10 protein-coding genes are annotated in these 12,634 nt (G+C 56.5%); 4 read left to right on the top strand and 6 right to left on the bottom strand.

Features of this window, described 5'->3' with window-relative positions:
* Positions 1 to 92: 92 nt before the first annotated feature.
* Positions 93 to 1,820 (top strand): glycine--tRNA ligase, encoded by a 1,728-nt coding sequence (glyS, locus tag AZH53_RS03315; RefSeq protein WP_319642123.1) that lies wholly within the window; start codon positions 93 to 95, stop codon positions 1,818 to 1,820.
* Positions 1,817 to 4,096, top strand: coding sequence for a DEAD/DEAH box helicase (locus AZH53_RS03320; RefSeq protein WP_319642124.1), 2,280 nt, complete (start codon positions 1,817 to 1,819; stop codon positions 4,094 to 4,096). Before glyS ends, AZH53_RS03320 begins: the two co-directional genes overlap by 4 nt.
* A 16-nt stretch (positions 4,097 to 4,112) precedes the next feature.
* Here AZH53_RS03320 and AZH53_RS03325 read toward each other — a convergent pair whose 3' ends face one another.
* Positions 4,113 to 4,487, bottom strand: a complete 375-nt coding sequence (locus tag AZH53_RS03325) for an Sjogren's syndrome/scleroderma autoantigen 1 family protein (protein ID WP_319642125.1) — start codon at positions 4,485 to 4,487, stop codon at positions 4,113 to 4,115.
* Between the two features lie 71 nt (positions 4,488 to 4,558).
* Here AZH53_RS03325 and AZH53_RS03330 point away from each other — a divergent pair, with 71 nt between their 5' ends.
* Positions 4,559 to 4,822: a UPF0147 family protein gene (locus AZH53_RS03330; RefSeq protein WP_319642126.1), complete on the top strand. Its 264-nt coding sequence runs from the start codon at positions 4,559 to 4,561 to the stop codon at positions 4,820 to 4,822.
* A gap of 22 nt (positions 4,823 to 4,844) precedes the next feature.
* On the opposite strand, the gene AZH53_RS03335 is transcribed toward AZH53_RS03330, so the two are convergent.
* Positions 4,845 to 5,267, bottom strand: a complete 423-nt coding sequence (locus AZH53_RS03335; protein ID WP_319642127.1) for a secondary thiamine-phosphate synthase enzyme YjbQ — start codon at positions 5,265 to 5,267, stop codon at positions 4,845 to 4,847.
* A 95-nt stretch (positions 5,268 to 5,362) separates the two neighbouring features.
* On the opposite strand from AZH53_RS03335, the gene AZH53_RS03340 reads away from it, so the two are divergent.
* Positions 5,363 to 6,199, top strand: coding sequence for a PEGA domain-containing protein (locus AZH53_RS03340; protein WP_319642128.1), 837 nt, complete (start codon positions 5,363 to 5,365; stop codon positions 6,197 to 6,199).
* Between the two features lie 38 nt (positions 6,200 to 6,237).
* Here the strand turns inward: AZH53_RS03340 and gyrA are convergent, their stop codons facing one another.
* The 4 genes from gyrA to AZH53_RS03360 all read right to left on the bottom strand — a co-directional run bounded on the left by gyrA (position 6,238) and on the right by AZH53_RS03360 (position 12,540).
* Positions 6,238 to 8,742, bottom strand: coding sequence for a DNA gyrase subunit A (gyrA, locus tag AZH53_RS03345; RefSeq protein ID WP_406600370.1), 2,505 nt, complete (start codon positions 8,740 to 8,742; stop codon positions 6,238 to 6,240).
* Positions 8,732 to 10,648, bottom strand: a complete 1,917-nt coding sequence (gyrB, locus tag AZH53_RS03350; protein WP_319642129.1) for a DNA topoisomerase (ATP-hydrolyzing) subunit B — start codon at positions 10,646 to 10,648, stop codon at positions 8,732 to 8,734. Before gyrB ends, gyrA begins: the two co-directional genes overlap by 11 nt.
* 163 nt (positions 10,649 to 10,811) lie before the next feature.
* Positions 10,812 to 11,120, bottom strand: a complete 309-nt coding sequence (locus AZH53_RS03355; protein ID WP_319642130.1) for a hypothetical protein — start codon at positions 11,118 to 11,120, stop codon at positions 10,812 to 10,814.
* Between the two features lie 274 nt (positions 11,121 to 11,394).
* Positions 11,395 to 12,540, bottom strand: coding sequence for an NAD(P)/FAD-dependent oxidoreductase (locus AZH53_RS03360; RefSeq protein WP_319642131.1), 1,146 nt, complete (start codon positions 12,538 to 12,540; stop codon positions 11,395 to 11,397).
* Positions 12,541 to 12,634 lie beyond the last annotated feature (94 nt).

Raw genomic sequence — 12,634 nt, forward strand, 5'->3', positions numbered from 1 at the left:
ATTGTTTTCTTCTGTGCACAGAGGGACTTTTGGCCTTTTAAAATATGTTTTATAATCACGCGTTGAAGTATTATCAACTTCAGGGATTTCCAATGGCCGATATTTACGATAACGTTATTGAACTTGCACGAAGGAGAGGATTTGTCTGGCCCTCCTCAGAATGCTATGGGTCTGTGGCAGGATTTATTGATTACGGTCCGCTGGGGGCAATGCTCAAGAGAAAGATAGAAAACCTCTGGAGAAATTTTTACATCATCCAGGAAGGCTATTATGAAATAGAAGCCCCGACCATCGGCGTCGAGTCAATTTACATCGCCTCCGGTCATGTCAAGGGATTTGCCGACAAGATGTGCCAGTGTCCCCACTGCCGGGAATATCACCGTGCCGATCACATCGCCGAGGAGCACGGAACCATGGGCGCCGATGCACTGAGCCTTGAGGCATTAAAGGACTGCATTGCGGGTCTTCCCTGCCCCTCCTGCGGCGAATCGATGGGAGATGTCGAGGTTTTCCACTTCAACCTGATGTTCCAGACGGGCATCGGCCCCGGCTCACAACGCACGGGCTACCTGCGCCCCGAAACCGCCCAGGGAATCTTTACCGATTTCAACCGGCTGTCACGCTTCTACCGGGAAAAACTCCCGTTCGGAGCGGTCCAGATAGGCAAGTCATACCGAAACGAGATATCCCCCCGGCAGGGCATGATCCGTCTGCGTGAATTCACACAGGCGGAGGCCGAGATCTTCATCCACCCGGAGCACAAGAACCATCCCGCCTTCTCCCGGTATGCCGACTACGTCATTCCTCTCTGGGGACAGACGCAGCAGATGGCAGGCGACGCCCCCGTGACGACCTCGATGCGGGGTGCCGTCGATTCGGGACTGGTGGCAAACGAATACGTGGCCTACTACATCGCCCTCACCCATGAGATCCTGATGTCCGTCGGTATCAATCCCGACAAACTCAGGTTCCGCCAGCACCTCCCGACGGAGTGCGCCCACTATGCACTGGACTGCTGGGATGCGGAGATCTATTCCGAACGGTTCGGATGGGTCGAGACCGTCGGAATTGCGGACCGGACGGACTACGACCTGCGTGCCCATTCTGCAGAAAGCGGCGATGCATTCACGGTCTTCATCCCGTACAGCGAATCCCGCACCGAGACGCAGAGACGCATCATTCCCGATATGGGAGCGCTCGGCCCCCAGTACCGCGGGAAGGCAAAACCCATCGCCGATGCCCTCACAGCCGCCGAACCGACCGATGAGGGTGCAACCGTCACGGTGGACGGGAAGGAATATTTCATCCCGGCAGATCTCTTCGAGGTCCGGGAGGAGACCGTGGAGATTCGCGGCGAGGAGATTATGCCGCATGTCATCGAGCCATCGTATGGTATCGACCGTATTCTCTACTGTGCGCTCGAGCATGCCTATGACGAGGAGGAGGTCGAGGGAGAGATCAGGAGAATTCTTCACTTCCCGCCCCCCATCGCCCCCGTTCAGGTGGCTGTCTTCCCCCTCGTGAACCGTGACGGTCTGGAGGAGATCTCCCGCGAGATCACTGCCGACCTGACATTGCACAACATTCTCACCCAGTACGATGACAACGGCGCCATCGGCAGACGGTACCGCCGCCAGGACGAGATCGGAACCCCCTATGCCATCACGATCGACTACGATACTCTGGAAGATCGGACCGTCACTCTCCGTGACCGGGACAGCATGGAACAGGTCCGCATTCCCGCAGACACCGTATCCGGGACCCTCGGGGAGCTCATCAGGGGCAAAAAGCAGTTTGCTGATCTGAAGAATGAAGAATGACCCACCTCACCCACCCCCTTATTCTGCCTGAAAGTATTGAAGAGCGCGAGTATCAGCTGTCCATTGCAGCGACCGCGCTGTTGGGAAACACGATGGTGGTCCTCCCGACAGGTCTTGGGAAGACCGCGATAGGGCTCATCGTCGCCGCATCAAGAATCAAAAATTACGGGGGAAAACTGCTCATGATGGCTCCCACAAAACCCCTTGTGGAGCAGCACTTCCGCTTCTTCTCACGCCATCTGCTGGAACCGCCGTCCCCGACGGATGACTTCGAAGGCGCCGCGATGTTCACCGGCGAGACCCCGACCGCGAAACGCATGGAGACGTGGAAGAAGAGCCGCTACATCTTTGCGACACCCCAGGTGATCAAAAACGATGTCCTCGCGGGCAGATACGGGTTTTCGGATGTCTCCCTCCTGATCATCGACGAATGCCACCGTGCGGTCGGCAATTATGCGTACGTCTTCATCGCAGGCGAGTACAACCGGACCGCATCCCACCCCCTCGTCCTTGCGATGACCGCGTCACCCGGAAGCAACGAGGAGAAGATCTCCGAAATATGCGTACATATGGGCATTGAATCGGTTGAAAGCAGAACGGAGACGGACCCGGATGTCAAACCCTACATCCACGAACGTGAGCTCACCTATGTCTCCGTGGATCTTCCGCCGGAGCTCGGATTTGCAGTCCGGGCCCTCGAATCGATGGTCGCCTCCCGCCTTCAAACCCTCGGCGGCCTCGGCTTTCGGGTGCCCTCTGCTGACAAACTGACGATGAAGGCAATTCAGGGGATCCAGGCCCAGTCACAGTCCCGGATAAAAAAGAAGGACAGCTCCGGGTATATCGCGGCATCGATCCTGGCCGAATGCATGAAACTGCGCCATGCCACCGCCCTTGCCGAGGGGCAGGGAAGCGAGGCGCTCAAAGGGTACCTGCACAAACTGGCACGGGAGGGGGAGACGCCATCGGCGTCGAAGGCCAGCAAACGCCTTGCCGGGGATGCCGTTCTTCTCGACCTTCTGGCCCGGGCCGATGCGTGGGAGACCGAACTTCACCCCAAACAGACGATGGTGCGTGAACTCGTACAGCGACAGCTCGAACTCTTCCCCGACAGCCGGATCATTGTCTTTGCGACCTTCCGTGATACCGTCCAGATCCTTGTTTCCCATCTGCAGGAACACGACATCGACGCCGAACGCTTCGTCGGCCAGGCATCACGGGACACCGAGCGTGGCCTCTCGCAGAAGGAACAGCTCAAAACCATGGACCGGTTCCGGAGCGGCGAGTTCAGGGTTCTGGTTGCAACCTCTGTCGGGGAGGAGGGGCTGGACGTCCCATCGACCGACCTTGTCATCTTTTACGAGGCTGTTCCATCGGAGATTCGCAGCATCCAGCGCAAGGGGCGGACCGGACGCCATGGTGCCGGCAGCATCATCGTCCTCGTCACCAAAGGGACGAGCGACGAGGCCTACCGCTGGGTCAGCCAGTCCAAGGAGAAGTCGATGCACAAGGAGATCTCATCGCTGCGGCAGCATCCCGGCACCTTCAGTCCCGCACAGAAAAGCGGAGAAGAAGAGCAGCCGGCACCAGCGCACGGCAGGGAACAGATGAGCATAGATGCCTTCCTCGACACCTCACGGCCATCCGTTGTCGCAGACGACCGGGAAACCTCATCCCGGGTCGTGGAATGCCTCCACGGCAAGGGGCTTTCCATCGCGGTGCAGCGCCTTGAAGACGGGGATTATGCCATCGGAGACCAGATCCTCGTTGAGCGAAAGACAACAAAGGACTTCGCCGACAGCCTGATAGAACGCGATCTGCTCGGGCAGATTCGCCGCCTCTCGATGCGGGTGTCCCGCCCGATCCTCATCATCGAAGGGGAGGATCTCTTCAGCCAGCGAAACATCTCCCCCAATGCGATACGGGGCGTCCTTGCCGCAATCGGGATTGACATGGGGGTGACGATCCTCTATACGGCCACCCCGGAAGAGACGGCGGAGATGCTCTACATCATAGCACGCAGACTTGAGACGGGGAGCACCCCCCCAAGTCTTCATTCCAAAAAACCCTACCATTCCGATCGCGAACAGCAGGAGTATATCCTTGCATCCTTCCCCGGTATCGGCGCACGGCATGCACGGCTCCTCCTCGGTCATTTCGGAACGCTCAGAGACGTTTTGAATGCCGATGAGGAGGCGCTGATGCAGGTCGAAGGCGTTGGAAAAAAGACGGCGGAGACGATCGCCTCCCTCATGGCGCGACCGTATACCAGATAACAATCACGGATAACAATCAGAGGTCCTGCAGTGCCTGGACGCCCTTTCGTATTCCTTTCATGAGAAGATAGCAGTCCTCGGCCCGTGACTCGGTCCGGACCCGTCGGCAAAGGGCAAGGATCGCCTGTTCGATCTCCTCTCCCACCTCCCCGTGGCACGCACCGGCGTGCAGCCTCTGCGGCGGCACAATCACCGGTTCCGCCTCCGGGGGTGAATGCCGCACCGGTTTTTCGGCACCCTTCTCATCCGGCGGTCCGATCTCCTTACAGACCACACACAGGACGCCCTCCTTTGTCTCAAACAGCGGCGCTCCACAATCCTTACAGGTTTTCGAGAGCATTTTACCTCCCTTAAGGAGATATTCGGCCATTATCGTGTCTTCAGTCTTCATGCGCATCATCCGGTTTGTCAAGTATCTTATATATGCTCTCACCAAAAATGTATACTGCGAAGGTGGAAACCATGGCTGACCCGGAAGTAACAATAAATAACTGTACAATGATGCTCCAGCAAATGATCGAAGACGGCACGATTCCACGCAATATCCGCCGTGTGGCCGATGAAACACGCAAAGTTCTCCAGGATGATTCACAGGGCCTGGGCCTGCGTGCTGCAACGGCCATCTCCATGATCGACGAGATCAGCAATGACCCGAATATGCCTGTTCACGCCAGGACCCGTATCTGGGAGCTGGTGTCACAGTTGGAAACAGTCCCCCTCGACTGAACCGATTCATAAAAATCCCTTTTCATTCCTTCATTCCATTTACGGTACATACAACAGAACGCGTCCTTCGGGGCCGCACATCAAGCTCAACCATGACAATCTGTTGCCATGTACCGGTGAGCAATTTTCCTTCCTGAAGAGGAATCGTAATCGAGGGCCCTATCAGGGCTGCACGCACATGTGACCGCCCGTTGCCGTCGCCCCATGCCGCATCGTGCTCGTATGCCGCATCCTTCGGGGCCATGACATCGAGAGCCCGACGCAGATCCGAAAGAACGCCCGTTTCGTATTCAATGGTCGTCACAGCGACGGTCGACCCTTTCACAAAGACCGTGACAAGACCTGTCCGGATTTTGCTTGCGGTCACAATATCCTGCACTGCCGCGCTCAGGTCGACGATCTCCCCTTCTCCATGCGTCTCAATGGTCAGTTCTCTCTGATACAACTCATCTCACCTTCCACGATTACGGGAATGCTCTCCCCGACAGATACTCTCCCGCAGAAAACATATTAATACCCTGCATCGTATGCAGACCCATTATGAGCAGAAATATCCTCGCGATGAAAACCGGGATCAGTCTCATTCTCCTGCTGGGCCTGGTGATGGGAATTGCGTCCGGTGCACCGAGCGGCATCACCATCACCTCCTCTCCCTCGGGGGCACAGGTCTTCGTTTCGGGATCGTATAAGGGAGACACCCCTCTCGACCTGACCGGGATGTACGCACCGGGAACCTATGCGCTGGAGGTAAAAAAGGACGGGTACATCACATGGAGCGGGTCCCTCGCCGTCCGCAGCGGCGAGACCACCTCGGTGACGGTAACCCTTGACCCCTTTACCGGATCGGCAACAATCAATTCCGTTCCTCAGGGGGCCTCCATCTACTTTGACGGAGACTACTACGGCATGACACCCACCACCATCGCGGAGAAGACCGTGGGCGTCCACGACATCACCCTGAAAAAAGACGGGTATAACGACTGGGTCTCACAGATCCGGGTTCTGAAGGACAAGACCATCACCATCACTGCAACACTGGTGGAGCGGACCACTCCCTATGAAGGTTCCCTGAACATTCAGTCGACACCGTCCGGTGCCGAGGTCTACTTCAACGGCGACATGAAAGGGATGACCCCGCTCATCATCCCGGGCATCGCACCCGGCACGTACAAGATCACCCTCAAAAAAGACGGGTATCAGGACTGGGTTGCAAACATCGAGATCGATGCGGATGAGAAAGAGACGATCTCCGCAAGCATGTATCCGGGAGGAAACGGGAATGAAGAGCCGACCGGAACACCTGCCCCCCTGATACCGCTCATCATCGGGACCGTAGCAGCGTCGCTCATCTGCATGCACCGCAATAAAAAAAGCTGAATGGATGAACAATGCCGGGAATTAGCCGGCATCCCATCTTATTCTTCGGAAACGTCGTCTGCGCCTTCAGCCGCTGCTTCCGCCGCATCATCGGCCGCCGGTTCGTCCATTCCCGCCTCAAGGATGGCAAACCCGACGATCCGGTCCCCGTCGTCGAGTTTCATGATGCGAACACCCCGGGTGCCTCTCTTCTGGACGGAGATCTCGGATACGGCGGTGCGCATCACGATGCCGGAGGAACTCATAAGGATCACTTCTGCATCGGAGGAAACGGCCTTCGATGAAACCACCCCGCCGTCCATCGAGGTCTGGATGTTTCTGACTCCCATGGTGCTCCGTCCGTGCCCCCGGAATTCGTCGAACTCGGTCCGCTTTCCATAACCGTTCGACGTGATGGTGAGCAGATAGTCCTTTGATACGAGCGCGATGTTTTTCAGCTCATCGCCGAAGCGCAGTTTTATTCCCTTCACCCCGAGGACATTGCGCCCCGATGCGCGGATCAGCTCTTCGCTGAACCGGAGACTCTGTCCATGGAGCGACGTGAGAATCAGATCATTTCCGCCATCAGTCGCCTTCACATCAATGAGTTCATCATCATCCCGCAGCTTGATGGCGTTGATGCCGGTCGTCCGCGGTCGCGAGAACAGGTCCTGTGATATCCTGATGACCATCCCTTCCTTTGTGGCAAAGACGAAGTACCGGTCTTCACGGAACTCCGAGACCGGGATGATCGCCGTCACCCGTTCGTCATCGAGGTTGAGCAGGTTGACGATCGCCTTGCCCCGTCCGGTCCGGGAGCTCTCCGGGATATTCCAGACCTTCAGCCAGTAGGCACGGCCGGCGTTTGTGAAACAGAGGAGGTAATCATGGGTGTTGGCGACGAAGACCGATTCAACGATGTCATCCTCCTTTGTGGACATGCCGATGATACCGCGTCCACCGCGGTGCTGGCCCTTGTAGGTGTCAAGGGGCATGCGCTTGATGTAGTTCTGGGATGTCAGCGAAACGATCACGGGTTTGTTCTCAATGAGATCCTCGGTCCCGATCTCTCCCGGGTCGGCCATGAACCGGGTGCGACGATCATCGCCGAATTTCTCTCCGATCTCTATGGTTTCGCGTTTGATCTCTGCGAGGATATGGCTCTCGTCGGAGATGATCAGGTTCAGGCGGGTGATCTCCGCAAGGAGACCCTCCTTCTCGTCGACGATCTTCTGGTGCTCGAGGGCCGCAAGGCGCCTGAGCTGCATCTTCATGATGGCATCCGCCTGGATGGCATCGAGGGCAAAGTTCTCCACCAGCCGGGACATCGCCTCATCGGTCGTCTGTGACGACCGGATGGTCTGAATGACCGCCTCGATGTTGTCGAGAGCTATGAGGAGTCCCTGCAGGATATGCAGGCGATCTTCAGCCTTCTTCAGGTCATACTTCGTCCGCCGGGTGACGACCTCGATACGGTGACGGAGAAATTCGGTAATGAACTGCTTGAGATGAAGGAATTTCGGCTGCCCGTCAACGATTGCGAGGTTGATGATCTTGTGGGTCTTCTCCAGGTACGTATGCTTGTAGAGCTGGTTTAAGACGACATCGGGCACCGCACCGCGTTTGAGTTCGACGACGACCCGGATGCCGTCCTTGTCCGACTCATCCCTGAGATCCGAGATTCCGTCGATCTTCTTCTCCCGGACGAGGGTTGCCATCTGCTCAATCATCGCCGCCTTGTTCACCTGGTACGGAATTTCGGTGATGATGATACGCGGTTTTTTACCATCATCCTCGATGGTGGCAACGCCGCGGAGCCGGACCCGGCCGCCACGCCCTTCCCGGTAGCCGCGGGCAATGCCCTCACGGCCGAGGATGATCCCTCCGGTCGGGTAATCCGGACCGGGAATATGCGTCATCAGCTCATTGAGGGTGATATCCGGATTGTCGATGGTGGCACAGACTGCCGAACAGACCTCGCGAAGGTTGTGCGGGGGGATATCGGTCGCCATACCGACGGCAATACCGTTCGAACCGTTGAGCAGAAGATTTGGGACCTTTGCAGGAAGAACCACCGGTTCTTTGAGCGTTTCGTCAAAGTTTGGTATGAAATCAACGGTATCCTTATTGATATCCGCCAGGAGATCCTCGGAGAGCGGGTCGAGACGGACCTCGGTGTAACGCATCGCAGCAGCGGAATCGCCGTCGATGGACCCGAAATTTCCCTGCCCCTCGACCAGAGTGTGGCGGTAGGAGAAGTTCTGCGCCATCTTCACGACGGTGTCGTAGATGGCGGCATCACCATGCGGGTGATACTTACCCATGACATCTCCGACCACCCTCGCACTCTTCTTGAACGGCTTGTCATGGGTATTGCCCATCTCGCCCATCGCAAAGAGAGTACGGCGGTGCACTGGTTTGAGACCATCACGGACATCCGGTATCGCACGGCCGATGATGACACTCATCGCATAGTCAAGATAGGAGGTCTTCATCTCCTCCTCGATAGAGACCTGAATCAGTTTGCCGATGTTGGTATCTTTCTTACCCATCTCAGACGTCAAGGTTCGTCACCTCCGTGGCATGGCGGCGGATAAATTCACGGCGTGCATCGACGTTGTCTCCCATGAGCTTCTCGAAGATCTCGTTTGCATAGGCCGCATCCTCTATCATCACCTGCTTGAGGACCCTCCGGGAGGGATCCATCGTTGTTGTCCAGAGCTGTTCTGCGTTCATCTCACCAAGACCCTTGTAGCGCTGGACACTGGTGCCTTTCTCGCCGAACTCATCGACGACTTTTCGCATCTCGTCTTCCGTGTAGACATAGCGCTCGGTCCTCCCGCGGGCGACCCGGAAGAGCGGCGGCTGGGCGATGTAGATATACCCGTTTTCTATCAGCTCCGGCATATTCCGGTAGAAGAAGGTCAGGAGGAGCGTACAGATATGGGCACCATCGACATCCGCATCCGTCATGATGATGATCCGGTGGTATCGTGCCCGATCGATGTCGAACTCCTCGCCGATACCCGACCCTATGGCGGTGATCAGCGTCTGGATTTCCTCGTTCTTCAGCACCTTGTCAAGCCGTGCCTTCTCCACGTTGAGGATCTTTCCCTTCAGCGGCAGGATCGCCTGGAATAGTCTGGATCTGCCCTGTTTTGCAGAGCCTCCTGCAGAATCCCCCTCCACGATATAGATCTCCGATTTGGACGGGTCCTTTTCCGAACAGTCCGCAAGCTTTCCCGGAAGCCCGCCGGAATCGAGCGTTCCTTTTCGCCGGGCGAGTTCCCTTGCCTTGCGTGCTGCCTCACGCGCCTTTGCGGCACTGACCGCCTTCTCGACGATTGCCCGGATCACTTTCGGATGTTCCTCGAAGTACTCCGAGAGCGACTGGTAGACGAGCGAATCGACGATCCCCTTCACGTTGCTGTTGCCGAGCCGCATCTTTGTCTGGCCCTCGAACTGCGGTTCGGCAATCTTGATGCTGATGACGGCATTGAGACCCTCACGCACATCATTGCCCTGGAGGGCAAACTTCGGGTCCTTGATGATATTGTTCTTGCGTGCCGTCGTATTGATGGTCCGGGTAAGGGCGGACCGGAATCCCTCGAGATGCGTACCTCCCTCCCGTGTGTTGACGGAGTTGACAAAGGTCAGCACCGTTTCCGTATATGCTGACGTGTACTGGAGGCCGACCTCGACTTCCACCTTGTTCTCGATATCCTCCGTATTGAGATAGATGACATCAGGGTGAATCGGATTCTTCTCCTTTGTCAGGTAACTGACGAATTCCGCAATGCCTCCCTCGTAACAGAACGTATCCGTATCACCGCTGCGTTCGTCGATCAGCGTGATTGAGATGCCGCTGTTGAGAAACGCCAGTTCCCGCATCCGGTGCAGGAGGATATCGTAGTCGAAGACCACGGAGTCAAAGATCCTGCCATCCGGTTTGAAGGTGATGATGGTCCCGTGCTCCTTCTTCGTCGCATTGACCCGGGAGGTCATGGGCTGTACGACAGCGCCCCGTTCAAAGTCCATCTCGTAAATATACCCTTCACGATACACCTCGGCATGGAGGAATGTCGAAAGGGCATTCACCACGGAGACGCCCACCCCATGAAGACCGCCGGATACCTGGTACGTATTTTTATCGAATTTTCCTCCGGCGTGGAGGACGGTCAGGACGACCTCAAGGGCGCTCTTCCCCTTCTGGCCGGACATGGCATCCACGGGAATACCGCGGCCATCATCATCAATCCGGCACGAACCGTCTGATTTGATCGTAATTACGATATTTGAACAATACCCCGCCAATGCCTCATCGATCGAGTTGTCCACTATCTCATACACCAGATGGTGAAGGCCCCGTATATCGGTACTCCCGATGTACATTGCAGGGCGCTGCCGGACGGCTTCAAGCCCCTCCAGCACTTTAATATTTTTCCCGGAATAATTGTTTTCCCCCGTCATATCAACCACTTCCGAAGAACAAGGAATCATAAGAATACAGTTTGCTTTTGTTCATGGGTACCTCTATTTCACACAAATACAAAGAAGAAAAAAACTCCTTGGTTCCTACAGTATTATTTGGTTACAATCGCATTTTATGATTTCTATAAAAGAAATTCAGGTATCAGTCGAACTTGCCGACCTGAGGGTCGGCAATGCCCAGCTGACGATCGATCGCGAGGACCAGTCGCCTAAGAATGCGCCATACCGCCTCGGCATCCTCGGCATCCATCTGCCCGTTCTGGTGCCACATGATGTTTTTTCTGAGCATTGTCACCAGCTCCTCCACCTCCGTTCCGGCAAACATCTCCGGAAGCTCGAATTCAAGAAGATGATCGGACACCCCGGGCCACGCCTTCTCGGGTGCAAGGGCAAAATGTTTGGTGACAAGCATGATATTGGTGATGAATCCTCGTCCGAACTGGCTCTCCATAGGTGCCAATGTACCGTAAAACGAGAAAAAAATTGTGAAAGGAAACAGAAGGTGGTCAGTCTTCTGCTTCACGATGTACCAGGTATTGGGTACATACTGGCCGGTGTATGAAGATGTGTGCGCAGACACGATAGAGGTCTCATTTCCCGGATTACCCCGTGGGCGCATACATAGCAAACCCAGCAAAAGGGTGGTCAGCCCTTTCGTGGATTGCCAATGATACTTGCAAATGGATCATTAAATATGTTTTGCATTTCTCATATGTTCAAAAGAATTAGTTGACTATTCGCCCGATTTCAGACCTGCCAATCGAATAGATGACCCTGAACATCGCCGGGTTTTTCAGAAGATGCTTCAGGACCGTGCCCGGACGATCCATATCGCCGTATCTGACGATGATATCCTTCATCCCGGGAGTATTCAGTGTCCGGCATACCTCATCCAGATGCTGGGGACTAACCCTTGGTCTGATGCGGAAAAAACGCATTCCGATATCAAGTTCCCTGCCAAAATCCTTCTTCCAGCGGCTCTCATATCCCTCAAGCGCCGCATCATCGAACCTGTCGTTCCCGCAGCATTCCATCGCGGTGTCGGCGGCATGACAGCCGGAACGAACCCCGGTATAGACGCCTCCCCCCGAGGTCGGTTTGGCAAGGCCCGCAGCGTCCCCGATGAAGAGGGTGCGGTGACCATAGGTTCGCGGCATCTGCCCGAGAGGGATGGTGCCCGTCACCTGATGCATACACGAAGGTCCGAACTGTGCCGAGAATGCCGCAAACCGTGACGGGACATCGCAGGTACCGCACAGACCAATCCGGGCCCGCCCGTCCTCCACGGGAATGGCCCAGCCGAAGAAATCCGGCGATGCGTCGGGATAGATCTCCACGTGCCGGCCATCCATTTCATACGGCACCTCCGCCTGAACCCCGGAGAGATGGACCGGGGGACGGGCCAGCCCCAGCATCCGGGAGACGGGGCTTCGGGGGCCGTCTGCCGCAATGAGCATACGGTACCGTATCTCTTCGGTGCCGCGGACACCCTTGGTACGGAGCACCCCGTCACTGATGCCGCAGGCATAGGTCTTCAGCCGGATGTCGGCCCCGGCTTCAACCGCCCGCTGCGCCATCTCGCGATCAAGGACGCCCCGATCAACGACATACGCCTTCGGGACACCCGCATCAAAGGTAAGGACCGACCCCATGGATGAAATGATAGAGGCGCCGCTCACCTCCCGGACGACCGCATCCCCGGAGACGCCACATTCTTCCAGTGCCGCCACACTCAGGAGGCCTGCGCACTGGATGGGGTATCCGATTGTTGCATGTTCCTCCACGATGAGCGTTTTCAGCCCGTATCCGGCGCACCGGCGTGCGGCGGCGGACCCGGCCGGTCCCGCCCCGACAACAACGACATCATACATCTCTTCTGCATAGATTGGAGGCAGGATACAAATAATCTCACGTTCGGGATAAATCCCCCTCCCGTTCGTTCTTCAGGGTGGTTGAACATCAACT

This window comes from Methanovulcanius yangii, assembly GCF_018687785.1.
In the GTDB taxonomy this organism is placed as follows: Archaea; Halobacteriota; Methanomicrobia; order Methanomicrobiales; family Methanomicrobiaceae; genus Methanovulcanius; species Methanovulcanius yangii.

Coding starts and splice junctions, on each gene's coding strand:
- AZH53_RS03325 (WP_319642125.1), bottom strand. CDS start 4,487: ATGAAGACTGAAGACACGATAATGGCCGAATATCTCCTTAAGGGAGGT.
- gyrB (WP_319642129.1), bottom strand. CDS start 10,648: ATGACGGGGGAAAACAATTATTCCGGGAAAAATATTAAAGTGCTGGAG.
- AZH53_RS03330 (WP_319642126.1), top strand. CDS start 4,559: ATGGCTGACCCGGAAGTAACAATAAATAACTGTACAATGATGCTCCAG.
- glyS (WP_319642123.1), top strand. CDS start 93: ATGGCCGATATTTACGATAACGTTATTGAACTTGCACGAAGGAGAGGA.
- AZH53_RS03320 (WP_319642124.1), top strand. CDS start 1,817: ATGACCCACCTCACCCACCCCCTTATTCTGCCTGAAAGTATTGAAGAG.
- AZH53_RS03355 (WP_319642130.1), bottom strand. CDS start 11,120: ATGGAGAGCCAGTTCGGACGAGGATTCATCACCAATATCATGCTTGTC.
- AZH53_RS03340 (WP_319642128.1), top strand. CDS start 5,363: ATGAGCAGAAATATCCTCGCGATGAAAACCGGGATCAGTCTCATTCTC.
- AZH53_RS03360 (WP_319642131.1), bottom strand. CDS start 12,540: ATGTATGATGTCGTTGTTGTCGGGGCGGGACCGGCCGGGTCCGCCGCC.